Source organism: Amycolatopsis sp. 2-15 (genome assembly GCF_030285625.1).
GTDB lineage: Bacteria > Actinomycetota > Actinomycetes > Mycobacteriales > Pseudonocardiaceae > Amycolatopsis > Amycolatopsis carbonis.
The window spans coordinates 5493299-5517869 of the sequence record NZ_CP127294.1; the positions used below are offsets into that span (position 1 = coordinate 5493299).

Genomic DNA, 24571 nt, shown 5'->3' on the forward strand with positions numbered 1-24571 from the left:
CACCGGCCGCCGTCCCCTCGCCCGCGCCGCACCGCGGTCGCCGGGAAACCCCGCGCCGCGCAGCCTTCCGCGGCTTCGGCCGTCGACGTGATCGAGCCGGCTGATGCCTCAGCGGACCGCACGGCCGAGCCCGGACTCGCCGGGCCGGGCACCCAGGTTCGTGGTGAGGCCGAGCCGGACTCCGGAGTCGAGGCAAAGTCTGATGGCGCGGCCACGCCCGCCGTCTCGCGGGACTCCGACGTCGAGCCGCTCGCCGGGGATTCCCGCGCCGGTTGCTTCGGCCGAACCCGCCGAAGCAACTGCGGGGCCGGGCAAACGTCGCCGCGGTCGGCTGACCGTCGGCTTGTCGGCGCTGACCGTCGTCCTTCTGGCCGCCGCCGGCTGGTTCGGCTTCCAGGCCCACCAGTCCACGACCTCCGGCCTGGCCGCCAACACCGCTTTCTCCGACAGCGCCACCACCTCCGCCGTCACCGGCCAGCTCAGCGCCGCCTTCGAAGCCGTCTTCTCGCTCGACTACCAGGACGTCGCCAAAACCCAACGCGCCGCCGACGAATACCTCACCGGCAACGCCGTCACCCAATACCGCCAGCTGCTCTCGGCCGTCCAGCAACAAGCCGTCCCCAACCACCTCACCCTCACCAGCCGCGTCCGCACCATCGGCATCAAGGACATCACCGGCACGACCGCCCACGTCCTCGTCTTCGCCGACCAGACGACCTCCCGCGCCGGCATCCCCGACACCTCCAGCGGCGGCGCGCAGGTCCGCCTCACCGCCACGGAGGACAACGGCCACTGGAGGATCAGCGACATCGCGGTCCTGTAAGCGAAAAGTGGCCGTTCGGTTCGCCGGGAAGACCCGTTCGGCTACCGTGGCCGCGCGCGGCCGCCGAAGTTGACCTTGGTCCCGCCCGCTTCCTACGTTCGGAACCGAAGCCGGACGAGGGGAGCGTCGATGGACATTTGCGGGTACGGGCCGGGGCCGATCGCAGCGGAAGCCGCCTTCACTTCCGATTTCGCGCTCCCCGGTGATCTTCGCGTGCGGCAGATCGCGGACCTGGTGGAGGCCGACCGGCCCGCGATGGACGCCCGGCCCGGGATGCGGCACAAGTACCTGCCGTGGCGGTTCGACCCCGTCGCCGGAGCCCCTCAGGTCGGTGGCCGCTACTTGTTCGACACGTGGTCGAACGCTCTGGGCTACGAGTGGTTCACCGCCGAGGATCTGGAGTTCGAGCCGGGCGTGAAGTTCTGGGACCGCCCGTTCTTCCACGGCGTGGCGCGCCATGTCTGGCACGTGATCGGAGCACACGACTTCACCGCGCTCGCGAGCACTCACCACGTCAACCGGTTCGAACGCTGGGCCTATCAGGCCCGTGACGAGGAGGTGGCGCTACGAAGGGCCTGGCCGTTGATCAGGGAAGCCGCGGAAGAAGCCGGGCTGTCCAGCGCCTGGCTGATGGTCCGGCCGGTGTAGCGACAGGTGGCCATGGTGACCGTCCGCGCGAACGTGACCGCGGCCGACGCCGCCGCCCGCACGCTCGGCGCGCTCGAACTGCTCCCGTCACTCGGCCGGTTCCTGCCCGCGGAGTGGGAGCTTCAGAAAAAGTTCGACCGGACGAGCCTGATCCTGGCCCTGTGGCTGCCCTGGTCGTGGGCCCTCGGCGGTGCGCCTTCGGTCCCGCTGCACGCCGAACCGGAGACTCCCGAGTTCAGGAGTTACAGCTGACGTCGGTGACCTTCGCCGAGATCTTCGTCTTGGACGACGCCGTGGACAGCGACGTGGGATGCACCTGCCACGACCCGGCCCCGGACGACTCCGCCGTCTCGACGACTTCACCGGACTCGTCCCCGTCGATCTCGTAGGTGAGGCTGCAGCCGCCGGAGTAGTACGCCAAGTCGCTCTGCGGACCGTCGTACTTGAGGGATTCGTCGGGGATCACCTCGACGTTGCACCCCGCCGACCCGAAGCAGTGCTTGCTCAGCACCTTGAGCGACATCGTGAACTTCGCGGGATCGATCGAGGGAGGCGGCGTGTCGACGAGTTCGCCGTTCACACAGGACTGCCCTTGCTGAAGCGGAGGACAGGATCCCTGCGGCTGGTAGGACGGCGCGGAAGTGGCCGGCGCGGCCGGAGTTTCGGCGGCCCGCTGCACCGCGACGCCGAGGTTGCCGCCGGCCCCACAGGCCGTCAACAGCCCGAACGCGCCGACGGCCGCGGCGGTGAAGAACGTGGTGCGCTTGGTCATCGAGGGCCCCTCGCCGTGGTGTGCCCGGTAGTCGTGCGGGGCTGCCCACCCGTTACGACGAGTCACAACGGCATCTCGGCGAGGCTCGTCTGTTGCGGAGAAACAAACCGGGCTGCCTGAAAACCAGGCAGCCCAGTCCGGGTAGGTCGATCCTCGATTCACCAACCGCGTGAACGCCACTCCGCGAGCTTCGGCCGCTCCGCCCCCAACGTCGAATCATCCCCATGCCCCGGATAGAACCACGTGTCATCCGGCAGTTCGTCGAAGATCCGCGCCGAGACGTCGTCCACCAGCGACGTGAAGTCCTCCGGCGACGAAGTCTTCCCCACCCCACCAGGGAACAGCGAGTCACCCGTGAACAGATGCGGGTGCCCGGCCGGGTCGCGGTACAGCAGGGCGATGGAGCCCGGCGTGTGGCCGCGCAGGTGGATCACCTCGAGGGTGACCTGACCCACCTTCAGCGTGTCCCCGTGCTCGACCAGGAAGTCCGGTGGCACGGGCAGCGGCGAGGCGTCCAGCGGGTGCGCGGCGGTGTTCGAGCCGTTCGCGCCCGCGACGGCGCCCAGGGCCTGCCAGTGGTCCTGGTGCTGGTGGGTGGTCACGACGGTGCGCAGCGCCGGCCGGTCGGGGCCGTGGCCGATGAGGTCGGAGATGCGCTCGGGGTCGTTGGCGGCGTCGATCAGCAGCGCCTCGTTCTCGGTGCGGCAGACGAGCAGGTACGCGTTGTTGTCCATCGGCCCCACGGAGAGCTTGGTGATGGTCAGCGCGTCGAGCGTCCGGCGGGCGGCGTCGCCGCCCGGTTCGACGTGCCCGGTGTAAGTGTCGGCGATGTTCACGAACCCACGGTAGCCGGGGGAGTGGGGTCTGTCCCACCCATACACGCAGACTCCGAACCGTCAGTTTCAGCGGCCTGCCGATGCCGACTCGCGTGACCGATTTCCTCGTCGGCGTGCCGTCCGGGCGTAGTTGCTCCCGTGGAGCCGGCGCACCGAACGAGTGATGATGTGGCTCGTGTGGGTGTTGATGGTCGTACCGGCGGTGGTCCGGTGCGGGGTTTTCGACCCGCGCCGCACGCCGATCCGGGTCCTCAACGTCTTCCGCGGGCCGGGCCCGCGCAGGTACCTGTCCGCGCCGTGGTCGCGGTGCCGGAACCGGCCGAAGTCCCGGCCCCGAAGCCTGCTCGTCGCGGCCTGTATCGTGGTACGGGACCTGCACGTCTTCCCGTTTCACCGGGCGATGCCCCAGGACCCCGCGCGCTGGCCCTCCACGATCGGCTTCGCCGTGCTGCTGCTGGTGATCTGCCTCGCGGCACGCGGCTCCGACTGGTGGTTCCCGGGCCTCGCGCGGGTCGCCCCGGCGCTCACCTGGCTCGCCGGGATCTCGTATGGTCTCTACCTGGTGCACCAGGAAATGGGTTACGTCCTGGCGCGCGCTCTGCTGGACATCGGTGTCCCCGGCCGGCTGCGGCTCCCCGCGGTGGCGGCCGGCGCCGTGCTGGCCGGCTGGGCGCTCACCGCGTGGGTGGAACGGCCGCTGCACCGGCGCCTGACCGCCCGGCGGGCGGGCAAACCCGCCCAGGAACCCGCAAAAGTCCAGGTCGAAGAGTCGGAGCCCGTTTCTGTCGGTGGTGCGTCCTAGCATGGACGCGGCCGCCCGTGCAGGACTTCCACCGGGCCGGCATCCGAGCCGAGATTTGAATTGAAGGGACGTGGGCGTGGCTGATCGCCTCGTTGTTCGCGGGGCCCGCGAGCACAACCTCCGCGGTGTCGACCTCGATCTGCCCCGCGACAGCCTGATCGTGTTCACGGGCCTGTCCGGGTCGGGCAAGTCGAGTCTCGCTTTCGACACCATCTTCGCCGAGGGGCAGCGCCGTTACGTCGAGTCGCTCTCGGCCTACGCGCGGCAGTTCCTCGGGCAGATGGACAAGCCCGACGTCGACTTCATCGAGGGCCTCTCGCCCGCGGTGTCGATCGACCAGAAGTCCACCTCGCGCAACCCGCGCTCCACGGTGGGCACGATCACCGAGGTCTACGACTACCTGCGGCTGCTCTACGCCCGCGCGGGCAAGGCGCACTGCCCCAAGTGCGGTGAGCTGATCAGCAAGCAGACGCCGCAGCAGATCGTGGACCAGGTGCTCGACATGGACGAGGGCACGCGCTTCCAGGTGCTCGCGCCGGTCGTGCGCGGGCGCAAGGGCGAGTACCTCGACCTGTTCCAGAACCTGCAGCAGCAGGGCTACGCGCGCGTGGTCGTCGACGGGAAGGTGCACCCGCTCACCGACCCGCCGAAGCTGAAGAAGCAGGAGAAGCACCAGATCGGCGTGGTCATCGACCGCCTGAGCGTGAAGACGAGCTCGCGCCAGCGGCTCACCGACTCGGTCGAGACGGCGCTGCGGCTGGCCGACGGGCTGGTCGAGCTGGAGTTCGTCGACCTGCCGGAGAACGACCCGCAGCGCGTGCGCGGGTTCTCCGAGAACCTGGCGTGCCCCAATGGGCACCCGCTCGCGATCGAGGACCTCGAGCCGCGGTCGTTCTCGTTCAACTCGCCCTACGGCGCGTGCCCCGTGTGCACCGGCATCGGCATCCGCAAGGAGGTCGACCCGGAGCTGGTGGTCCCGGACGACGAGCTGTCGCTGGGCGAGGGCGCCATCGCGCCGTGGGCGGGCGGGCAGAGCGCCGACTACTTCATCCGGCTGCTCGAGTCGCTGTCGGAGGCCATCGGGTTCCGCATGGACACGCCGTGGCGCCAGCTGCCGGCGAAGGTCCAGAAGGCGGTGCTGCACGGCGTCGACGAGCAGGTCCACGTGCGCTACCGCAACCGCTACGGCCGGCAGCGCTCGTACTACGCCAACTTCGAGGGCGTGATCCCGTTCCTCGAGCGGCGCCAGGAGCAGACCGAGTCCGAGTACATGCGCGAGCGGTACGAGGGCTACATGCGCGAGGTGCCGTGCCCCACCTGCCAGGGCACGCGGCTCAAGCCCGAGATCCTCGCGGTCACCCTGGAGCACGCGACGCAGGGTGAGCGTTCGATCGCCGAGGTCTGCGCCCTGTCGATCGACGAGGCGTCGAAGTTCCTCGACGAGCTGGTGCTCGGGCAGCGCGAGTCGATGATCGCCGGCGCGGTGCTCAAGGAGATCCAGGCGCGCCTGCGCTTCCTGCTCGACGTCGGCCTCACCTACCTTTCGCTCGACCGCGCGTCGGGCACCCTGTCGGGCGGCGAGGCGCAGCGCATCCGGCTGGCTACGCAGATCGGCTCGGGCCTGGTGGGTGTGCTCTACGTGCTCGACGAGCCGTCGATCGGCCTGCACCAGCGCGACAACCACCGCCTGATCGAGACTCTCACTCGCCTGCGTGACCTCGGCAACACGCTGATCGTGGTGGAGCACGACGAGGACACGATCCGGGCGAGCGACTGGGTCGTCGACATCGGCCCGGGTGCGGGCGAGCACGGCGGGCACATCGTCCACAGTGGACCGTACAAGAAGATGCTGAAGAGCAAGGAGTCGCTCACCGGCGCCTACCTGTCGGGCCGTCGCTCGATCGAGGTGCCGGCGATCCGGCGCCCGGTCGACAAGAAGCGGCAGCTCACGGTCGTGGGCGCGCGCGAGCACAACCTGCGCGGCATCGACGTGTCGTTCCCGCTCGGCTGCCTCGTGTCCGTCACGGGGGTGTCCGGCTCGGGCAAGTCGACGCTCGTCAACGACATCCTCGCCCAGGTGCTCGCCAACAAGCTCAACGGTGCGCGCCAGGTGCCGGGCCGCCACACGCGGGTCAACGGGCTGAACACGGTCGACAAGCTGGTGCGCGTGGACCAGTCGCCGATCGGCCGCACCCCGCGGTCCAACCCGGCGACCTACACCGGTGTGTGGGACCACGTGCGCAAGCTGTTCGCGGCCACCGCCGAGGCCAAGGTGCGCGGCTACCAGCAGGGCCGGTTCTCGTTCAACGTCAAGGGCGGCCGCTGCGAGGCGTGCGCCGGTGACGGCACGATCAAGATCGAGATGAACTTCCTGCCCGACGTCTACGTGCCCTGCGAGGTCTGCAAGGGCGCCCGCTACAACCGCGAGACGCTCGAGGTGCACTACAAGGGCAAGACGGTGTCCGACGTGCTGGACATGCCGATCGAGGAGGCGGCCGAGTTCTTCGAGCCGATCAAGGCGATCCACCGGCACCTGCAGACGCTCGTCGACGTCGGCCTCGGCTACGTGCGCCTCGGCCAGCCCGCGCCGACCCTCTCGGGTGGTGAGGCGCAGCGCGTGAAGCTCGCGAGCGAGTTGCAGAAGCGCTCCACGGGCAAGACGGTCTACATCCTCGACGAGCCGACCACGGGCCTGCACTTCGAGGACATCAGCAAGCTGATCGGCGTGATCAACGGGCTGGTCGACAAGGGCAACACGGTGATCGTGATCGAGCACAACCTCGACGTGATCAAGACGTCCGACTGGGTCATCGACATGGGCCCGGAGGGTGGTTCCGGCGGTGGCATGGTCGTCGCGGAAGGCACACCCGAGCACATCGCGGCGGTGCCGGAGAGCTACACGGGCGAGTTCCTCGGCCAGGTCCTCAACCCGGCCTGACCCCGTCCTGGTGCGGTGACCCGAAACCGGGGTCACCGCACCGGCGGGAGTCAGTCCTTGCCGGTCGTGCGGTTGACCACCGGTGAGAGCGGTCCGTAGTAGAGCGCGCGCACGCGGAAGGTGGAGCCCTGCTCGTCGGGCAGGAGTGACAGTGCGCAGGTCGTGGTGTTCGGGCCGGTGATCTCGACCGGGACGAAGCCCGCCACCCCCGGCTTGCGGATCTCCACCAGGAACCCGGCCTCGTCGATCGAGCGGTCCGCCCAGGTGAAGTGCACGGACGAGTCCTCGGCCGGGACCACGGTCACGTCGCCCGGAGCGGCGGCGTCCCCCGGCGTCCGCGCCGGCACGGCCGCGGCCGGGGGAGTAGCGCGTCCGGGCGGCACAACGGAGCCGGGCTGCACGACCGCCGACACGGGACCGAAGAAGTCTCGTACGCGGTAGAAGAACGGCGTCTCCGGGATCAGGTCCGGGTGCCGGTACGTAGTCCGCGAGCGCGGGAAGTACTGCAATGCCGTCCACGGGCCGCCCGCGGAGTTCGCGTATTCGAGCAGGTGCCCGGCCGCGGCGGGGTCGCCCGCGGGCCAGCGCAGGTCGATGTCCGTCGGGGTCGTGAGCGTCGCCGTGAGGCCGTGGGCGGGTGGCGCCGGCGCGGCGGCCGGGGCCGCGGAACAGCCGGCGGTGAAGAGGACAGCCAGCGCCCCGAGCGCGAGGCGGGTCTTCACGAGCACGGCGAAGCCTCCGGGACGTCCAGGCGGCGGCGGTGCCGCGTCAGCTTAGGAACCCGCGCCGGTGATCGACAAGCCGCGTCCCGATCACCGGCACGACCCATCCACCGGGCCGCCGGTGACGAATTCCTCCGGCGAACTTTCTGAATTCGCGGTGAACCGCATCGCGCCGGCATCCGTGTGAGGGGTGTCGGGGGCTCTGACCCCGGCGTCGAGCACACGCGAGCACTCGAAAGGGGGCGATCTCCCGGTGGACACGGCGGCGGTGCTGGGCGTGCGGCGACGACCGGCGTTCACGCTGCGGTTTGCAGTACTGTCCTCGCCTACCCAGAACACCGTCGGGAGGTCGAGGGTGGCGATCGGACGCGGGCGGCCGAAACGGGCCGCCGCCGAGCGGCTCGTGGAGCAGCTCCACGCGGAACACGGCCGGAGCCTGCTGGCTTACGCGACCAGGCTCACGGGCGACCGCGCGGCCGCCGAGGACGTGGTCCAGGAGACGCTCGTGCGTGCCTGGAAGCACGCCGACGACCTGACCGGCGACCGCCGGGGCTCCGTGCGCGGCTGGCTGCTCACCGTGGTGCGCAACCTCGTCACGGACCGGGCGCGGGCCCGTGCTTCGCGGCCGCCGGAGGTCGCCGAGGGCCCGGAGACGCTCGCGGCGCCGGTGGCACGCGACCACGCCCAGGGGGTGGTCGACTCGATGACGGTGCTGGGAGCCCTCGAAGCGTTGTCGCAAGAGCATCGCGACGTGCTCGTGGAGATCTACTATCGAGGGAGATCGGTGGCGGAGGCAGCCGAGATGCTGGGGGTCGCTCCCGGCACCGTGAAATCCCGGTCCTACTACGCGCTGCGCGCCCTGCGCGCGGCGATGGTGAGCGGCGGAACGGAGGCAGTGAGATGAGCGCGGTCGAGCAGGAGCACGCGCAGCTCGGCGCCTACGTCCTCGGCGCGCTGGACCCGGCAGAGGCGGTCGAGTTCGAACGCCACCTGACCACGTGCGCGCAGTGCCGCTTCGAGCTCAAGGACTTCGGCGCCCTGCGCGAGGCGCTCGACGAGGTGCCGCCCGAGGCGTTCCTCGACGGCCCGCCCGAGGGCGGCGACCTGTTGCTGCAGCGCACGCTGCGCCGGATCCGGGCCGAGGAGGAGCAGGCCCGCCCCGCCGAATCCACCGCGGCACCGAGCCGCACCGGCTCGCGCCGGGGCCTCGCGATCGCGGCCGCGGCGGTCGTCGCCGCGGTGGCGCTCGGCGGCGGGGTCTTCATCGGCCGTCAGACGGCGCCCGAACCCGCTCAGCAGGTGGCCGTGCCCGGCACCCGCGACGTGGCCGCCACCAATGGGGCGACGGGCGCGAGCCTCGCCGCGTCGGTGATCCCGGCGGCCGGCTGGGTCAAGGTCCACGTGGCCGTGAAGGGCATCCCCGCGGGTGAGAAGTGCAAGCTCGTGGTCACGGACAAGACCGGCGCGAAGTGGGACGCCGGCAGCTGGCTCGTGTCGGAGAAATGGAGCACGCAGGGCTTCGGCCTCGACGGTTCGGCGCTCGTCGCGCCGGCCGACGTCGCCTCGGTCGGCATCGTCACCCTCGACGGCCGGGACCTGGTCTCGGCGCGGGTGTAGGCGGTGGCGGGCGCGGAGTACCGGTTCTCCAGCACCTGGTGGCTCCCGGCCGCCCCGGCCCGCCGGGTCTTCGACGCCGTCGTGGACCTCGAGGCGTACCCGCGGTGGTGGCCCGACGTGCGCTCCGTGCGCCGCCTCGGCGACGAGACCGCCGAGGTCGTCTGCCGCTCGCGCCTGCCCTACCGCCTGGTGATCGCGATGCACCGCGAGGAAGAGGATCCCGTGACGGGCCACGTCCGCGTGGGACTGAGCGGTGATCTCGAAGGCTTCCTCGCCGGCGCGCTGCACCCCGTCGGCCAGGGCACGCGGCTGGAGATCACGCAGCATGTCCAGGCCCGCAAACCGTTGCTGCGCAAGCTGGACACGGTGGCCCGGCCGTTCTTCCGCGCCAACCACGCGTGGATGATGCGCCGGGGCCACCTCGGCCTGGCCGCCTACCTGGCCTGACCCGCCACGCACAGCTCGGGCTCCGCGACCGGGCGCGGGCGGCGCACCAGAACGAGTGCGGCCGCCACCGCGGCGAGGAGCACGAAGCCCGCGCTCAGCCCGTACGCGAGCCGGTAACCCGAAGCGAGTGCGGCGCGCGCCCCCTCCGACGCCAGCCCGGCCGTGCGCGCCGCCGCGGCCGTCGCGAGCACCGCGGTGCCGATGGCCGCGCCGACCTGCTGCGTGGTGGTGATCAGGCCCGACGCCACCCCCGCGTCGGCCGGGTCCGTCCCGGACATCGCCAGCCCCATCACGGCCGGGATGGCCGCGCCCGCACCGGAACCCATGAGCACCAGCGCCGGGAACACGTGCAGGAAGTAGCTGCCGTCCGTGGGCACGGTGGTGAGCAATGCGAAGGCGATCGTGACCACCACGAGCCCGCCCAGGAGCACCGCGCCCGGCGTGAAGCGCGCGCTGAGCTTCGCCGAGATCCCCAGTGAGAACACCGCGATCATCACCGGCGCCGGCAGGAACGCGAGCCCGGTGGCGAGCGCGTCGAGCCCGAGCACCTTCTGCAGATACAGCGCCGTCACGAACTGGAAGCCCATCATGCCGGCGACCATGAACACCATCGTGACGTTGGCGCCGCTGACCGCGCGCACGCGGAACAACCCCAGCGGCAGCAACGGAGTCCGTGCTCGGGCCTGTCGCACGACGAACGCGGCGAGCAGGAAAACCGCGCCGCCCAACGGAAGCGCGGCGCCGGTCTCGACGATCCCGTACACCAGCAGCATCACGCCGCCTGTCACGAGCACGGCGCCCAGCGCGTCGATTCCCGTGCGCAGCCCCCGGCCTCGGTCCGCGTCCACGACCAGCGGAGCCAGCACCAGTGCCGCGACGCCGATCGGCAGGTTGACGTAGAAGGTCCAGTGCCAGTCGAGCGCCTGGGTGAGCGCGCCGCCGGCGATGAGTCCGATCGACGCGCCCGAGGCCTGCGTGAAGCTGAAGACGCCGATCGCCCGCGCTTGCGCACGGGGCTCGGGGTACATCGTCACGATCATGCCCAGCACCACGGCCGACGCGAGCGCGCCGCCGACACCCTGCACGAACCGGGCGGTCACCAGCACAGCCGCGTCGGTCGAGAGCCCAGCCACGAGCGAGGACGCGGTGAAGACCACGAGCCCGGCGAGGAACACCCGCCGCCGGCCCAGCAGGTCGCCGAGCCGGCCGGAGAGCAGGAGCAGCCCGCCGAACGCGACGAGGTAGGCGTTGACGACCCAGGCCAGCCCGGCGGACGTGAAGCCGAGCTCGGCCTGCATCGAGGGCAGCGCCACGGCGACGATGCTCCCGTCGAGCACCACCATGAGCGAGGCCGCGCACAGCACCACCAGGGCGACGGCCCGGCGACGGACTTCCGGCATTTCGGTCCCTCCAGAACGATCACCGAAGAGAATCCCCAGGTCGTGCCCAGGGCATCTCTTGTTACAGCGACCATCTTGTGTGACCATCGAGGGGCGCGGAAGGAGGCACTTTCATGTCCCAGGGGAACACCGCTGTGACCGAGCAGGTCAGCGCGATCGACCCGGAGAAACTCGAGGCGTGCACGCTGCTCGAGGTGCTCAACCGGATCAGCGGCAAGTGGGCGATCGGCATCCTGCTGGGGGCTTCACAGGGCCCGGTGCGGTTCACAGAGCTGGAACGCTCGGTGGCGGGGATCAGCCGCCGGATGCTCACGCTCACCCTGCGCAACCTCGAACGCGACGGGCTGCTGGAGCGCACCGTCTACCCGACCGTGCCGCCGCGCGTCGAGTACGAGGCGACGCCGATGGCGCGTGAGCTCTACGGCACGTTGTCGGGGCTCGTCGACTGGGCACAGCGCCACCGCGAGGGGATCGCCGTGGCGCGCGAAGCGTACGACGCACAGTAGAACTGCGTGTGCCGTGGTCGCGAGCACGGGGGACGCTCACGACCACGGCACACGGGGGTGTTCGCACCCCGGCGGGGGGGGGGTGTCCCTATGTGGTTGTCAAGCCGCGGTTGTGGTGGGAGCGGGTTCGGGGTGGCGGTAGTGGGTGCCGTTGCGCAGCATGGCGTAGAGGACGTCGCAGCGGCGGCGGGCCAGGCAGATGAGTGCTGCGTTGTGTTTCTTGCCCTCGGCGCGTTTGCGGTCGTAGTAGGTCCTGCTGGTCGGGTCTGCCAGGGCGGCGAACGCGGCGAGGAAAAAGGCGCGTTTGAGCTTGCGGTTGCCGGTTCGCGCGGGATGTTCGCCCTTGATCGAAGACCCAGAACTGCGGGTGACAGGGGCGATGCCCGCGTAGGCGGCCAAGTGCCCGGAGGACTTGAAGTTCGAGGCGTCACCGATCTCCAGCAGGATGCGGGCTGCGGTCCTGACCCCGATGCCGGGCATCGAGATCAGGACCCCGGCAAGAGGGTGCGCATCGAGTATCCCCTCGACCTGCTCGGCGACGGCTTTGCGTTGCTGAAGCACGGTTTTCAGGCTGTCCGCGAGCCGGGGCAGCACGGTGTCTGCGGCTGCGGTGCCTGGAACGGTGACGGGTTGCTCGTCGAGAGCGGTCATGATTGCGTCGACGAGTGCGTCGCCCATGCGGGGTGCGTGGACTTTGGCGATCGCGGCGAGTTTGCGGCGGCCCGCTTTGGCGATGCCGGCCGGTCCGCCGCAGCGGGAGAGGAGTTCCAGAACGGCCGGGTGGCTGATCCGTGGTCCGATGGCGCGTTCGAGGGCGGGGTGGATACCGGTGAGCAGACCACGGATCCGGTTGGCGATGCGGGTGGCCTCGCCGGCCAGGTCGTCATCGAACCCGACCAGCACATCCAGCTCGGCCAAGGCGTCGTCGCCGACGTCGACCGGCCGCAGCGTGTGCGGCAGCGAGCGGGCAGCATCGGCGATGACGAACGCGTCCCGGGCATCGGTCTTCGCCCGGCCCGGGTAGAGATCGGCAATGCGGCGCATCGCCAGTCCGGGCAGGTAGGCCACCTGATGCCCTGCCGCGCGTGCGACCGCGACCGGCAGCGCCCCGATCGTGGCCGGCTGGTCCACCACGACCAGCAGCGTTCCGTGCTGGGCGAGCTTGGCGAACAGCGCCCGCAGCTTCGGTTCGGTGTTGGGCAGCGGCCCGTCATGCAGCCGCTTCCCGTCCGGGTCCAGGCCGACCGCGTGGTGGCCACCTTTGCCGACATCCAGGCCGAGGAACACCCCGAAACTGCTGCTCATCCACCATGCCGTTCGTTCGCCGCGACGTGGTCACCGGTCTGGCATCGATGGCCGGCACCCACGTTACGACGAGACCTACCCTGCGGCGGCCGTGTCCCTATCAGCGGTCCCTCGATGCCACCAGGCCCGGTGACACCACCCCCCCGGATCATGCCTACGACTGGGGGCGTCAGTCATGCCGAACCCGGCGACCACAACTCCCTGATCGAGAGCCACGAAAAAGGTAACGGGGGGGTTGGGGTGCGAACGGCTTCAGTTGCCCGCTGAGGCTCCGACCGGTTCGCCCCGGTCGGTGGGCGGCTCAGTGGCGGCCGGTTCGGCCGGAGCGGCGGATTCGTCGAGCAGCGTGGCTTCGTCGAACGGCGCGGACCCCGCGAAGACCTGGCGGGACTTGTCGCGGTCGAACTCCTTCATCCACGATCCGATGAGGACGGTCGCCACGGCGTTGCCGGCGAAGTTCGTCAGCGCGCGGGCCTCGGACATGAACCGGTCGATGCCGAGGATGAACCCGACGCCGTCGACGAGCTCCGGCCGGTGCGACTGCAGGCCGCTCGCCAGGGTCGCGATGCCGGCGCCGCTGACGCCCGCCGCACCCTTGGAAGCGATGATCATGAACAGCAGCAACGTGATCTGCTCGCCCAGCGCCAGTGGTTCGTCCTGCGCCGTGGCGATGAACAGCGTCGCCATGGTCAGGTAGATCGCCGTGCCGTCGAGGTTGAACGAGTAGCCCGTGGGCACCGTGATGCCGACGACCGGCTTGCTCACGCCGAGGTGTTCCATCTTCGCGATCAGCCGCGGCAGCGCCGATTCCGACGACGACGTGGACAGGATCAGCAGGAACTCGCGGCCCAGGTACTTGAGCAACTGGAAGATGTTGACCCGTGCGCCCAGCCACAGCACCGCGCCGAGGACACCGAACACGAAGATCAGGCAGGTCACGTAGAAGCCGAGCATGATCACCAGCAGGCTGCGCAGCGCGCCCCAGCCGGTGGCGCCGACCACGGCCGCGATCGCGCCGAACGCGCCGACCGGGGCGGCCCACATGATCATCGCCAGGATGCGGAACACCAGCCGCTGCACGTGCTCGACGCCGCGCAGGATCGGCTCGCCGCGCTTGCCGAGCTTCTGCAGCGCGAACCCGGTGAGCAGCGCGATGAGCAGCGTCTGCAGGACCTGGCCCTCGGTGAACGCCGAGACGAACGAGGTCGGGATGATCCCGAGCACGAAGTCGACGCCGCCTTCGGCGCCCTTGGCCTGGTCGTGGACCTTCGACACGTCGGCGGGGTTGAGGTGCAGACCACTGCCGGGGTGGAGGATGTTTCCGACGATGAGGCCGATGGCGAGCGCGAACGTCGACATCACGATGAAGTAGACCAGCGCCGTGATGCCGACCTTGCCGACCTTCGCCGCCTTCGCGACCGAGCCGATGCCCAGCACGATGGTGCAGAAGATGATCGGCGAGATCATCATCTTGATCAGGTTGACGAATCCGGTGCCCAGCGGTGCGAGCTGCTTGCCGAACGACGGCCAGATCAAGCCGACCGCGACGCCGAGCACCACGGCGGCGATCACGGCCAGGTAAAGGTAACGCGTGCGGTCGCGCTTGGGCGCGGCCGCTTCGGGGGTCGGTGTCGGCACCGTTGCCTCCAGCTGGGGAATGGGTGGAACGCCGGTCACTATGCGGGGAGGATATGACCAGCGTCACCGTTGTGTTCATTGAGTTCGCACGAGAGGTCCAGTCCGGTTCGGACGGTGGTACGCGAGGGTCGTCGCACCACCCGGGTGTTGCCCCGTGCCCGGGTGTGCTGGTATGTGCACGTGCCTGCCCCCACCCGGACCCGGTCGAGCCGCTGGAGCCTCGCCCGCCAGCTGCTGGTGCTCCAGCTGGCGGTGCTGCTCGTGCTCGTGGGCGGCGGGATCACCATCGCGTATCTCGACGCCGGCCGCACGACGTCCGACCGGGCGCGCGACCAGTCGCTGGCGGTCGCCCGCGCGATCGCCGACTCGCCGAGCGTGACCCGGGCGGTGTCCACACCGGACCCCACGGCCGTGCTGCAGCCCTACGCGGTGCGGGTGCAGACCGACGCCGACGTCGACTTCGTCACGATCATGACCCCGGAGGGGATCCGCTACACGCACCCGAACCCGGCGTTGATCGGGCAGCCGTTCCTCGGCCACATCGCCGCTGCCCAGCGTGGGGGCGTGGTCACCGAGACCTACACCGGTTCGCTCGGGCCTTCGGTCCGCGCCGTGGTTCCGGTGTTCGACGCGAACCACCGCGTCGTCGCCCTGGTGGCGGTGGGCATCACGATCGCGGCGATCTCCACCGAGCTGCGCGACCGCGTGTGGCCGCTCGCCGGTGTCGCGGCCGCCGTGCTGCTCGTCGGCGCGTGTGGCGGCTGGCTCGTGAGCGCCCGGCTCAAGCGGCAGACGCGCGGGATCGCGCCCGGTGAGCTCAGCAACCTGTTCGAGTACCACGAAGCCGTGCTGCACTCCGTCCGCGAAGGCGTGCTGCTGGTCGGGCGCGACGGCCGCGTCGGCCTGTGCAACGACGGCGCCCGCACGCTCCTGGGCCTCACCGCGAATCCCGTGGGGCGGCCGCTGGTCGAGCTGGGGCTGCCGCCGGAGCTCGTGGCCGCGTTCGTCTCCGCCGAGACGCGCACCGAGGAGCTGCACCTCACCGACACGCGCGTGCTGGTGGTCAGTACGACTGTCGTGCGCTCCGGCGGACGCGCGCAGGGCACCGTGGTGATCCTGCGCGACCACACCGAACTGCAGACGTTGACGGGTGAGCTCACCACCGCCCGCAGCCTGGCGGAGGCGCTGCGGTCGCAGGCGCACGAGGCGGCGAACCGGCTGCACACCGTCGTTTCCCTCGTGGAGCTCGGCCGGCCCGAGGACGCGGTGGAGTTCGCGACGGCCGAGCTCGCGCTGGCCCAGGAGCTCACTGACCGCGTGATGAGCGCGGTGTCCGAGCCCGTGCTGGCGGCCCTGCTGCTCGGCAAGGCCGCGGAGGCCAGCGAACGCGGCGTCGAGTTCACGATCACCCCCGACACGGTGATCGAGGACCGTGGCCCGGAGATCGCCGGGCGGGACCTCGTGACGATCCTGGGCAATCTCGTCGACAACGGCATCGACGCCGCCGCGCGCGGGGCGAGCGGGCGGCCGGCCGTGGTCGTCACCGCGCGGACCGACGAGGACGGGCTGCTGTTGCGGGTCGCCGACAACGGCCCGGGCGTACCGGAGGAAGCTGTGGAGGACATGTTCCGCCGCGGTTGGTCCACGAAGGCGGGCGAGGGCCACGGGCTCGGGCTCGCCCTGGTGGTCCAGGCCGTCCGGCGCTACGGCGGCAGCGTGGACGTCGGCCGGGACGGTGCCGGGCACATCGGTGTCGGGCACATCGGTGTCGGGCACAACGGTGCCGGGCACAACGGTGTCGGACAAAATGGCGGCGCGGTGTTCACGGTGCGGTTGCCCAGGCGGGAGGCGCTGCGGTGATCCGGGTGCTGGTGGTGGAGGACGAGCCCGTGGCCGCCGAGGCCCACCGGCTCTACGTGGAGCGCGTGGGCGGCTTCAGCGTCGCCGGCGTCGTCCACTCCGGCGGCGACGCGCTGCGCTTCTGCGAGCGCGAACCCGTCGACCTCGTGCTGCTCGACTTCTACCTGCCCGACACCCACGGCCTCGCCGTGTGCCGCTCCCTGCGCGCGGCCGGCCTGCCCATCGACGTGATCGCCGTGACCTCGGCGCGCGACCTCGCGCTGGTGAAGGCGGCGGTGTCGGTGGGCGTGGTGCAGTACCTGCTGAAACCGTTCACTTTCGCTTCGCTGCGGGAAAAGCTCGAGCGCTACGCCGAGTTCCACCGGGCTTCGGGCGAGGTCACCGGCCAGGCCGAGATCGACCGCGCACTCGCCACGCTGCGCACGAGCGAGCAGCACGCCCTGCCGAAGGGCATGAGCGCCGAGACGCTCGAAGCCATCACCGCAGCCCTCGCCGCCGCCTCCGAAGGCCTCTCCGCCGCCGGCGCGGCGAGCGCGATCGGCGCTTCGCGCGTCACGGCCCGCCGCTACCTGGAGTACTTGGCGGACAACGGGTTGGCCCACCGCGAACCCCGTTACGGCCAGGTCGGGCGGCCCGAGGTGTGGTACCGCCACGGCCCGGCCTGAGGTTCGCCGTCGTCAGGCGAGCCGCACGGACATCGTCCAGAGCTTGCTGTCCTTGCCGTTGGGGTACGACCAGCCGGCTTCGCAGCCCCAGCCGGATTGGCAGTTGTCGCCGTAGAAAGTGGCGGTGCGCGGCCCGGTGACGGCGACCCCGATGTAGCCGCTGGAGCCGAGGGTGTCGCACGGATGCACGCCGTTGGGCGCGGTGCAGTTGGTGGGCTGATTGGTGTAGAAGCGGTGCAGTGCGGTCCAAGTGGCGCCGCTGTCGTAGCTGAACGCGATGTTGTTGCCGGGCCGGCCGAACACCAGCATCAGGATGCCGCCCTCCATCGTGTTCACCACCGGGGCGACCCCACGCACCGCGTTCGCGTCGATCGCGCCGGGCACCTTCACCGCGAACGCCGCACCCCAGCCCGCGGTCTTGAGGTCCGCCGCGGAGCTCACGGGGCCGTTGGTGATCCGGCCGAGCAGCCGGCTGTAGATGACCTTGGACGTGGGATCGTCGTCCTGCCGGGTGATCATCAGCAGCCGCCCGTCGGCGAGACGGGTGGCCGAGGACTCGCTGTAGTTGAAGGCGGCGGACAGGAACGGGGTGGCCGAGCGGGTCCAGGTGGTGCCGCCCTTCGGCATCGTGAGCAGGTAGGCGGCCGAATGCCCGTTGGCCTGCCCGGCGTAGAACGGCGCGACCAGATCCCCGTTGGGCAGCGTGAGCACGCCCTGGAAAAGGCGCCCGGTCTCGCCGGTTCGGATGATGGCCCCGGCCAGGTCGAGGTTCGCCCGGCCGATCCGCCAGCTCGCACCGCCGTCGGACGAGGTCCAGCGCACGAAGTATCGCTGACCGGTGGCATCCACCCTGCCGAGGCTTTCGAACACCGAGTACTCGCGGCCCGTGGCGACGCCGTTGGCCACCATCGCGAACTGGGCCGTGGGCAAGTCCTGCAGCTTCTTCCCCGTTCCGGCTTCGAGCGCGGGCTGCCAGCGGCCCGCGTCGTCCCGGTACTCGACGCGGGACTTGACCTGCCGGTCGCCGTCGGCGCTGACCAGGAAACTGCGGATCAGCCGGTGCTTGGTCGCGCCCGTCGCGTCCTGCCAGGTGACCCACTGCAGCGACGGCATGGCGCGGAACTGCCGGTTCGGGTCCGCCGGCTCGATGGTCAGCGCTCCGTAGCCTGGTTGCAGTGCCGCCGACGCCACCGGGGTGATCAACCCCAACGTCAGAAGCACGAGTCCGACGAGCGCACCGATTCTCTTCACGTTCTCCCCTTCACGCCGTGATCGACAGCAGGAGCCTGCCGTCGTGACGACGGCGGCGCGGGCGAATCGACCGGTTTCACCCGGATGGTCGTTCGCACACTGTTTCCGTATAACGCCCTATACCTCGCGGCGGGAAGACGTTACGGTCACCGGCGAACCCGCGCGACGAAGGGAATCCGGTGGAGCGAGACCCGCGCCCACGGCTGCTGCTGCGGCACCTCGCGCACGAGCGGAGTGCCGAGGGCAGCGAACGTACCTCGCCGCTCAGCGTCCGGCGGCCCGCGGCCGGGTACGCCTCGGCGACGGCCGTGTGCGGCTGGTGCGGCACCGAGCTCCAGCTGCGCGTGGCGGCGGCCCGCAAGGTGCGGCAGTCGCTGCTGGGGTGGGCGCTGGTGTACTTCGCCGGCGTACTGGCCGTGGTCGGGGGCATGGCCGCGCTGTCGGCGTCGATCGTGTGGCTCGCCGTGGTGCTGATGGTCGGCGGCCTGCTGGTCGCGGTGGTCGGCGGGGCGTTCTGGTGGTGGGCCACAGGTGTGCGTCCGGTGAGCGCGGTGCCGGAGGGCAAGCCCGGGCCGCACGTGGTCAGGCCGGACCGCGGGCAGCGCTAGAACTCAGCGGGGCCGGCCCGGTGTGTCGGGCCGGGTCTGCCACGGGTGCGGCCCGTCGAGCGGCCGGTACTCCACGCCCAGCGCGTCGAGCCGCGGGAAGTGGTGGTCGCGCAGCCGCGGCAGGAACTCGGCGAAGTCGCGGGGGCCGGTGCTCCACGCGAGCTCCGCGAACGCGCTCAGCCGGGGGAACGCCGCGTAGTCCACACGCCGCGCGGTGTCGAGGTGCTCGGTCCAGACCTGGGCCTGGGCGCCGCGCAGGTGCGGGCCGGTCAGCGCCGGTTCGTACGTGTAGACGTCCTCCAGCGTGCGCAGGTAACCGACGGGAATGGGCTCGTCCGGGTGATCGGACTGGCGGTGGTCGAGGTACACGCGGTCCTCCGGGCACAGCACCACGTCGTGACCCCGCGATGCGGCCAGCTGGCCGCGCGCCTCGTCCTGCCAGGCGCCGATCACCATGGGCGGGAGGTCGTCGATGTCGAGGACCTCGTCCCAGCCGAGCGCCTGCCGGCCGCGCGAGGCCAGGTGCGCGGCGATGTCGCGGACGAACCGGCCGTGGGCCTCGGTCGCGCCCGGCACCTCGTCTCCGCCGAGGCCGATGACCGGCGACGGGAAGATGTCCAGCAGGTGGTCGAACACCGTGCGGAAGAAGTCCAGTGTGGACTCCGACGGATCGAGCAGCGAAGTGCTGATGCCCCAGGACGTCCACACCTCCCAGTCCGCGTCGGGATCGGGGCCGAGCTTCGGGTACGCGGCGATGGCCGCGCGGGCGTGGCCCGGCACGTCGATCTCCGGCACCACCGTCACGGCCCGCGAAGCGGCGTACGCGACGATCTCCCGCAGATCGTCGGCGGAGTAGAAACCGCCGTGCGGACGGCCGTCGCGTTCGGGGCCGTCGTGGCGCCCTACCATCGACGAACGCCGCCAGCCGCCGACCGACGTCAGGCGGGGGAACCGCGGCACCTCGATCCGCCAGCCCTGGTCGTCGGTGAGGTGCAGGTTCAGCACGTTGAGCTTGTGCGCCGCGAGCAGGTCCACGAACCGCAGCACCTCGGCCTTCGTGCGGAAGTGCCGCGCCACGTCGAGCAGGCAGCCGCGCCAGCCGAACCGCGGGTGGTCCTCCGCCACACCGCACGGCAGCGTCAGCCCCGAGCGGATCGACGCCGCCCGGAACGCGTCCGGCCCGGCGAGCTGGCGCAGCGTCTGCCGGCCGTACACCTCGCCCGCCGCGTCGGCGACCGTCAGCGTGACACCGCGTGGCGTGATCGCCAGCCGGTAGCCCTCGGCGGGCAGCTCCGGCGCCGGCCGCACGGTGACCGGCGCGGGCCACGGGCACGCGCCCGGCGCCGCGGTGACGGAGACGGGACGGGGGAGCAGGGTGTCGAACCCGGGCATGATCAGCCTTTCACCGCGCCGGACATCCCGGCAACGAGCCGGCGTTGCACCAGCACGAAGAACACCAGCACCGGGATGGTCATCAGGGTGGACGACGCCATCACCGCGCCCCAGTCGGTGTCCTCCGGTTTGAAGAACACCAGGATCGCCTGCGGCAGCGTCTGGTTCTCGGTCTTGGAGATGATGAACGTCTTCGCGAACAGGAAGTCGTTCCACGCGTGGATGAACGCCAGCACGCTGACCGCGAGCAGCCCCGGAGCCACCAGGGGGAACAGGATCTGCCACGTGAACCGCATCCGCGACGCGCCGTCCAGCTTCGCCGCTTCCTCCAGCTCCACCGGCACCGCCGCGACGAACCCGCGCAGCATCCAGATCGCGAACGGCAGGCTGAACGCCAGGTGCACCAGCACGAGTGAGCCCAGCTCGTTGAGCCCGAACGCCGGCGCGACGGCGCCGATCTGGCGCATCAGGAAGAACAGCGGGATCGTCAGCGCCTCCACCGGCACCATCTGCGCCACGAGGATCATCACCAGCAGCACCGTGCGGCCGCGGAAGCGGAACCGCGTGAGCGCCACGGCCGACAGGAACGACAGCAGCAGCGACAGCACCACCACGGCCAGCGCGACCACGAGGCTGTTCACGAAGAACCGGCCGAAGCCCGACACGGTGAGCACGCGCTGGAAGCTGTCGAGCGAAGGCGCCAGCGTCCACGGTTTCGGGTTCGCGATCTGGATCTCACCCGCCGGCTTGAACGCCGAGAGCACCATCCAGTACAGCGGGAACGCCACCATCCCCGCGACCACCACGGTCACGATCTCGGCGACGAGCCGGCCCGGGCGCTTCACCCGGCGGCCCTTGACCGCGGGGGACTTCGCCGTGATCACACCCATGCCGTGCTCCGGCGCTGGGACCGGACGTACAGCCCGGTGATCGACAGGAGCAGCAGTGTCATCACGACTCCGATCGCCGAGCCGAGGCCGTACTCCTGCCCGGCGAAGGCCTGCTGGTAGGCGTAGACGTTGAGCACGAGGTTGCGCCCCGCCACGCCGCCGCCGTTGGTCATCACGTAGATCTGGGTGAACACCTTGAAATCCCAGATGATCGACTGGATCGTCGCGATCATCAGCAGCGGCCGCACCATCGGCAGCACGACCGTCCACGTGCTGCGCCAGGTCGACGCGCCGTCCAGCGACGCGGCCTCGAGTACCTCCTCCGGGATCGCCTTGATCCCGGCGTACATCGTGACCAGCACGAACGGGAACGAGCACCAGATCACCTCGGCGGCCACGAGCCCGAACGCGCCGAAGGTGCCGAACGTCCACGAGTGGTGCGCCATGCCCGTGAAGCCGATGCCCGAGAGCGCCTCGTTCACGAGGCCGAAGTCGGTGTCGAAGAGGAACAGCCACACGTACGAGCCGGCGATCGCGGGTGTCGACCACGCGCCGAGCGCCGCGAGGAACAGCAGCGTCCGGGCCACCGCACGCACCCTCGACGCCAGCACCGCCAGCGCCGTCCCGACCACGAGGCTGCCGATCACGCACGCGGCGGCGAACCCGACGGTCTTCGCGAGCACCGTCCAGAATTGCACGTCCTGCAGGAGCGCCGCGTAGTTGTCGAAACCGAGGAACACCAGCGGCGCCGCGCCCGCGGCCTGGGGCTGCCCGTAGTCGTAGAACGAGATCAGCACCAGCTGGTAGATCGGGTACGCCAGCAGCGCCGCGAGCAGGAAACCCGCGGGCAGCAGGTAGATCAGGGCCGCCCGGCCGTCCCGGCCCCGGCGCGCGACCGGGGCCGGGGCGGACACGGGCAGCTGCTGGGTGACCATCAGCCGAAGTTCTTGTTCATCGCCGCCGTGGCGTCGGCGAGCGCCCCGTCGACGTCCTTGCCGCCGGTCGCGATCTGCTGGACGGCGGTGGGCAGCACGTTCTGGCTGTCGATCTTCGACCAGCCGGGCGTGCTCGGCACGAACTTGGTGCCGGCCGCGAGGGTGTCCACGAACGGCTTGAGCGTCGGGTCGCTCGCCGCGAGCTTCTTCTGCACGCTCTCCAGCGTGGGCAGGTTGCCCATGGCGTTGTACATCTTCTCCTGGTACTTCGCCCCGGCCAGCAGCTCCGCGAACTGCACGGCGAGCCCGTGGCGCTTGCTCGCGCCGAACACACCCAGCAGGTTGCCGCCGGCGAACGCGGGCGCGACCGAGCCCGGCGTGGTGCCCGGCAGCGGGACCACGGCGTACTTGCCCTTCACCGCGCCCTGCTCCACGGCCTTGCGGTTGAAGTCACCACCGATGGTCATCCCGGCCTTCCCGCCGGCGAACGCGGTCACGCTCTGCGTGCCGGTCAGGTTCGCGCACGCGGCGGGCGGGCAGATGTCGTCCTTGAGCAGGTTCGCGTACGCGGTGATGCCGGCCTTGGCCTGCGGGGACTCCACAGTGGACGTCCACTTGCCACCGTCGGACTTGGCGACGTCACCTCCGTTGGCCCAGACGAAGGGCAGGAGCGCGTAGGTGTACTTGCCGCCGGTCGAGATGCCGTAGAGGTCGGGCTTGGCGGCGTGGATCTTGCGGGCGTCGTCGGTCAGCGCGGCGAGGGTGGCCGGCGGCTTGAGGCCCAGCTCGGTGAACACGTCGGTGCGGTAGTACAAGGCGCGGATGCCGGTGTACCAGGGCAGGCCGTAGGTCTTGCCGCCCGACTTCGCGGTGTCGAGCACCGAGGGCAGCAGGTCCTTGCCCTCGCTCCACGACGAGATGTCGCCGGTTAGGTCGCTCAGCGCGCCGGTCTGGGCGTAGCTCGCCACGTCGGTGTTGCCGAACTCGGCGACGTCCGGTGCGTTCGACGGGTCGTTGAAGGCACCGGAGAACTTGTCGGCGCGGCCCTCGACCGGCACCCACTGCACGTCGACGTCCACGCCGGCGTGGACGGCCTTGAACTCGGTGATGGCCTCCTTCACCGCCGCTTCCTTGGGTGCGCGGCTGGCCTCGTCGAACAGCCACACCCGCAGGGTGCCGGTCTTCTCGTCCCCGCCCGAGGCCGCCGGGGCCGACTGGGTGGGCGCGCAGCCGGCCAGCAGGGCCAGCGCCGCGGAGACAGTGATGGCGGTGAACGTACGACGCACTCTCATCGTTGAGCTCCCAGAGGGTAGGGGCCTACCGGCGACGGACCGGTCGGTCCGCCGCCTGAAGGCAACGACGGGTCAGGCGAAGAAAACGGAGTTGACCGACGGCACGGCGAGCGAGCCGGCGACCGCGCCGGGCAGGCCCGTGGCCGGGTCGCGCGGCAGCCAGGTGACGGTGCCCGAACGCTGGTTGGACACGTAGAACCAGCGCTCGTCGGGCGAGAGCGCGACGTGGCGGGGCCAGTCGCCCCCGGTGTCCACACTGGACACGAGATTCAGTGTGGTGCCGCCGCCGGAGACCGAGAACGTGGCGATCGTGTTCGGGCCGCGCACGGTGGCGTAGACGAACTTCGCGTCCTGGGACACGGTGATCTCGCCGGGGAACAGGTCGCCGGTGCTGCCGGCCGGCACCGCCGGGACGACCGCGAGCGGCGTGAGCTTGCCCGCCGCCGCGTCCCACGACAGCACGGTGATCTCCGGCCGCAGCTCCTGCGCGAGGTAGGCGTAGCGCCCATGCGCGTGGAACACCAGGTGCCGCGGCCCCGCGCCGGAGGGGAGCGTGACCTGCTGGTGCAGCGCGAGTTTCCCGCTGCCGGTGTCGAGCGAGTACACGTAGACCGAGTCGGCGCCGAGGTCGACCGACAGCACCCACTGGCCGGTCGGGTCGTTCACCACCTGGTGCGCGTGCGCGTCGCGCTCGGCGCCCTGATGCTGCTGCACATCGGTGGCCGGGCCGAGCTTGCCGCCCGCCAGGATCGGCAGCACGACGACGCTGCCCGAACCGTAGTTGGCCGCCAGCACGTACTTCTGGCTGCTGTGCACCGACAGGTGCGTCGGCGCGCTGCCCTGCGACGACACGGAGTTGAGCAGCCTGGGGCTGTTCGCCGTGGTGACGTCGAGAGCGGAGATGGCGCCGTTCGGGTCACCCTCGTCGGTCACGTAGAGGGTGCGGCCGTCGTGGCTGCGGTCGAACCACGACGCGTCGGGCACACCGGCGACGGTGCGCACGGGGGTGAGCGCCGGTGCGGTGCCCGTGCGGCTCACCACGTCGAGGCCGTGGCCGGCCGGTGGAGTGCTGGTGTAGCTGCCGACGTAGGCGACTGTTCCCGCGTCTTGCGGGCACCCGGTGGGTGCGGCGCTCGCGAGTTGGGTGCCGAGCACGGTGCCGAGTCCGGCGGCGCCGGCGGCGCCGAGGAACGTGCGACGGGAAAGTCCGGCCATCGAGGTTTC

The 24571-nt window shown here is 70.8% G+C and carries 24 protein-coding genes; 12 read left to right on the forward strand and 12 right to left on the reverse strand.

The genetic code is table 11. The annotated features are described in order from the left end of the window. Window positions 1-343: 343 nt before the first annotated feature. From QRX50_RS27295 to QRX50_RS27305, 3 genes are all read left to right on the forward strand, one after another. Window positions 344-823 (forward strand): hypothetical protein, encoded by a 480-nt coding sequence (locus QRX50_RS27295; RefSeq protein ID WP_285966016.1) that lies wholly within the window; start codon window positions 344-346, stop codon window positions 821-823. Window positions 824-952: 129 nt separating this feature from the next. Then, entirely contained in the window at window positions 953-1471 is a 519-nt protein-coding gene (locus tag QRX50_RS27300) for a hypothetical protein (protein WP_285966017.1), read from the forward strand. A gap of 12 nt (window positions 1472-1483) precedes the next feature. Beyond that, on the forward strand, window positions 1484-1723 hold the full coding sequence (locus QRX50_RS27305; RefSeq protein ID WP_285966018.1) for a hypothetical protein: 240 nt from the start codon (window positions 1484-1486) through the stop codon (window positions 1721-1723). Here the strand turns inward: QRX50_RS27305 and QRX50_RS27310 are convergent. Next, window positions 1707-2243: a hypothetical protein gene (locus tag QRX50_RS27310; protein WP_285966019.1), complete on the reverse strand. Its 537-nt coding sequence runs from the start codon at window positions 2241-2243 to the stop codon at window positions 1707-1709. The two genes, QRX50_RS27305 and QRX50_RS27310, sit on opposite strands and share 17 nt — an antisense overlap. A 158-nt stretch (window positions 2244-2401) precedes the next feature. Continuing rightward, a complete protein-coding gene (locus QRX50_RS27315) occupies window positions 2402-3079 on the reverse strand; it encodes an MBL fold metallo-hydrolase (protein WP_285966020.1) in 678 nt (225 codons plus the stop codon). A 163-nt stretch (window positions 3080-3242) separates the two neighbouring features. On the opposite strand from QRX50_RS27315, the gene QRX50_RS27320 reads away from it, so the two are divergent. Together QRX50_RS27320 and uvrA are read left to right on the forward strand one after the other, a co-directional pair. Continuing rightward, window positions 3243-3881 (forward strand): acyltransferase family protein, encoded by a 639-nt coding sequence (locus QRX50_RS27320; protein WP_285966021.1) that lies wholly within the window; start codon window positions 3243-3245, stop codon window positions 3879-3881. A 76-nt stretch (window positions 3882-3957) separates the two neighbouring features. Further along, a complete protein-coding gene (gene uvrA, locus QRX50_RS27325; RefSeq protein ID WP_285966022.1) occupies window positions 3958-6819 on the forward strand; it encodes an excinuclease ABC subunit UvrA in 2862 nt (953 codons plus the stop codon). A 50-nt stretch (window positions 6820-6869) separates the two neighbouring features. Here the strand turns inward: uvrA and QRX50_RS27330 are convergent, their stop codons facing one another. Next, entirely contained in the window at window positions 6870-7547 is a 678-nt protein-coding gene (locus QRX50_RS27330) for a fibronectin type III domain-containing protein (protein ID WP_434533143.1), read from the reverse strand. Between the two features lie 349 nt (window positions 7548-7896). Here QRX50_RS27330 and QRX50_RS27335 point away from each other — a divergent pair, with 349 nt between their 5' ends. From QRX50_RS27335 to QRX50_RS27345, 3 genes are read left to right on the forward strand one after another with little or no spacing between them, the layout of a single operon-like run. Further along, entirely contained in the window at window positions 7897-8445 is a 549-nt protein-coding gene (locus QRX50_RS27335) for a sigma-70 family RNA polymerase sigma factor (RefSeq protein WP_285966023.1), read from the forward strand. After that, window positions 8442-9158 (forward strand): anti-sigma factor family protein, encoded by a 717-nt coding sequence (locus QRX50_RS27340; RefSeq protein ID WP_285966024.1) that lies wholly within the window; start codon window positions 8442-8444, stop codon window positions 9156-9158. Before QRX50_RS27335 ends, QRX50_RS27340 begins: the two co-directional genes overlap by 4 nt. 3 nt (window positions 9159-9161) lie before the next feature. Further along, window positions 9162-9605 (forward strand): SRPBCC family protein, encoded by a 444-nt coding sequence (locus QRX50_RS27345; RefSeq protein ID WP_285966025.1) that lies wholly within the window; start codon window positions 9162-9164, stop codon window positions 9603-9605. Here the strand turns inward: QRX50_RS27345 and QRX50_RS27350 are convergent. Continuing rightward, window positions 9593-11005 (reverse strand): MFS transporter, encoded by a 1413-nt coding sequence (locus QRX50_RS27350; protein WP_285966026.1) that lies wholly within the window; start codon window positions 11003-11005, stop codon window positions 9593-9595. The genes QRX50_RS27345 and QRX50_RS27350 overlap by 13 nt on opposite strands. 113 nt (window positions 11006-11118) lie before the next feature. On the opposite strand from QRX50_RS27350, the gene QRX50_RS27355 reads away from it, so the two are divergent. Beyond that, complete coding sequence (locus QRX50_RS27355) at window positions 11119-11511, forward strand: winged helix-turn-helix transcriptional regulator (RefSeq protein ID WP_285966027.1); 393 nt, start codon at window positions 11119-11121, stop codon at window positions 11509-11511. Window positions 11512-11610: 99 nt separating this feature from the next. Here the strand turns inward: QRX50_RS27355 and QRX50_RS27360 are convergent, their stop codons facing one another. Beyond that, entirely contained in the window at window positions 11611-12816 is a 1206-nt protein-coding gene (locus QRX50_RS27360; RefSeq protein WP_285966028.1) for an IS110 family RNA-guided transposase, read from the reverse strand. Between the two features lie 252 nt (window positions 12817-13068). Next, window positions 13069-14454 carry a cation:dicarboxylate symporter family transporter gene (locus QRX50_RS27365; RefSeq protein ID WP_285966029.1) on the reverse strand — a complete coding sequence of 462 codons (1386 nt, stop codon included), beginning with the start codon at window positions 14452-14454 and terminating at the stop codon, window positions 13069-13071. 180 nt (window positions 14455-14634) lie between these two features. On the opposite strand from QRX50_RS27365, the gene QRX50_RS27370 reads away from it, so the two are divergent. Beyond that, window positions 14635-16314: a sensor histidine kinase gene (locus tag QRX50_RS27370; protein WP_285966030.1), complete on the forward strand. Its 1680-nt coding sequence runs from the start codon at window positions 14635-14637 to the stop codon at window positions 16312-16314. Further along, a complete protein-coding gene (locus QRX50_RS27375; RefSeq protein WP_285966031.1) occupies window positions 16311-16979 on the forward strand; it encodes a response regulator in 669 nt (222 codons plus the stop codon). The genes QRX50_RS27370 and QRX50_RS27375 overlap by 4 nt, the downstream gene beginning before the upstream one ends. A 12-nt stretch (window positions 16980-16991) precedes the next feature. Here QRX50_RS27375 and QRX50_RS27380 read toward each other — a convergent pair whose 3' ends face one another. Continuing rightward, window positions 16992-18230 (reverse strand): sialidase family protein, encoded by a 1239-nt coding sequence (locus QRX50_RS27380; RefSeq protein WP_285966032.1) that lies wholly within the window; start codon window positions 18228-18230, stop codon window positions 16992-16994. Between the two features lie 179 nt (window positions 18231-18409). Between QRX50_RS27380 and QRX50_RS27385 the strand changes: the two genes are divergently transcribed. After that, the gene (locus tag QRX50_RS27385; RefSeq protein ID WP_285966033.1) at window positions 18410-18838 is read left to right on the forward strand and encodes a hypothetical protein; all 429 of its coding nucleotides are present in this window, start codon (window positions 18410-18412) and stop codon (window positions 18836-18838) included. A 3-nt stretch (window positions 18839-18841) separates the two neighbouring features. Here QRX50_RS27385 and QRX50_RS27390 read toward each other — a convergent pair whose 3' ends face one another. The 5 genes from QRX50_RS27390 to QRX50_RS27410 all read right to left on the reverse strand — a co-directional run bounded on the left by QRX50_RS27390 (window position 18842) and on the right by QRX50_RS27410 (window position 24562). Then, window positions 18842-20230 carry a beta-N-acetylhexosaminidase gene (locus tag QRX50_RS27390; RefSeq protein WP_285966034.1) on the reverse strand — a complete coding sequence of 463 codons (1389 nt, stop codon included), beginning with the start codon at window positions 20228-20230 and terminating at the stop codon, window positions 18842-18844. Window positions 20231-20232: 2 nt separating this feature from the next. Then, a complete protein-coding gene (locus tag QRX50_RS27395) occupies window positions 20233-21120 on the reverse strand; it encodes a carbohydrate ABC transporter permease (RefSeq protein ID WP_285966035.1) in 888 nt (295 codons plus the stop codon). Further along, on the reverse strand, window positions 21111-22055 hold the full coding sequence (locus QRX50_RS27400) for a carbohydrate ABC transporter permease (protein ID WP_285966036.1): 945 nt from the start codon (window positions 22053-22055) through the stop codon (window positions 21111-21113). Before QRX50_RS27400 ends, QRX50_RS27395 begins: the two co-directional genes overlap by 10 nt. Further along, a complete protein-coding gene (locus QRX50_RS27405; RefSeq protein ID WP_285966037.1) occupies window positions 22055-23347 on the reverse strand; it encodes an extracellular solute-binding protein in 1293 nt (430 codons plus the stop codon). The genes QRX50_RS27400 and QRX50_RS27405 overlap by 1 nt, the downstream gene beginning before the upstream one ends. A gap of 72 nt (window positions 23348-23419) precedes the next feature. Further along, complete coding sequence (locus QRX50_RS27410; protein WP_285966038.1) at window positions 23420-24562, reverse strand: lactonase family protein; 1143 nt, start codon at window positions 24560-24562, stop codon at window positions 23420-23422. Window positions 24563-24571 lie beyond the last annotated feature (9 nt).

Coding starts and splice junctions, on each gene's coding strand:
- QRX50_RS27300 (WP_285966017.1), top strand. CDS start 953: ATGGACATTTGCGGGTACGGGCCGGGGCCGATCGCAGCGGAAGCCGCC.
- QRX50_RS27305 (WP_285966018.1), top strand. CDS start 1,484: ATGGTGACCGTCCGCGCGAACGTGACCGCGGCCGACGCCGCCGCCCGC.
- QRX50_RS27310 (WP_285966019.1), bottom strand. CDS start 2,243: ATGACCAAGCGCACCACGTTCTTCACCGCCGCGGCCGTCGGCGCGTTC.
- QRX50_RS27320 (WP_285966021.1), top strand. CDS start 3,243: ATGATGTGGCTCGTGTGGGTGTTGATGGTCGTACCGGCGGTGGTCCGG.
- QRX50_RS27340 (WP_285966024.1), top strand. CDS start 8,442: ATGAGCGCGGTCGAGCAGGAGCACGCGCAGCTCGGCGCCTACGTCCTC.
- QRX50_RS27350 (WP_285966026.1), bottom strand. CDS start 11,005: ATGCCGGAAGTCCGTCGCCGGGCCGTCGCCCTGGTGGTGCTGTGCGCG.
- QRX50_RS27355 (WP_285966027.1), top strand. CDS start 11,119: ATGTCCCAGGGGAACACCGCTGTGACCGAGCAGGTCAGCGCGATCGAC.
- QRX50_RS27360 (WP_285966028.1), bottom strand. CDS start 12,816: ATGAGCAGCAGTTTCGGGGTGTTCCTCGGCCTGGATGTCGGCAAAGGT.
- QRX50_RS27390 (WP_285966034.1), bottom strand. CDS start 20,230: ATGCCCGGGTTCGACACCCTGCTCCCCCGTCCCGTCTCCGTCACCGCG.
- QRX50_RS27395 (WP_285966035.1), bottom strand. CDS start 21,120: ATGGGTGTGATCACGGCGAAGTCCCCCGCGGTCAAGGGCCGCCGGGTG.
- QRX50_RS27400 (WP_285966036.1), bottom strand. CDS start 22,055: ATGGTCACCCAGCAGCTGCCCGTGTCCGCCCCGGCCCCGGTCGCGCGC.
- QRX50_RS27405 (WP_285966037.1), bottom strand. CDS start 23,347: ATGAGAGTGCGTCGTACGTTCACCGCCATCACTGTCTCCGCGGCGCTG.
- QRX50_RS27410 (WP_285966038.1), bottom strand. CDS start 24,562: ATGGCCGGACTTTCCCGTCGCACGTTCCTCGGCGCCGCCGGCGCCGCC.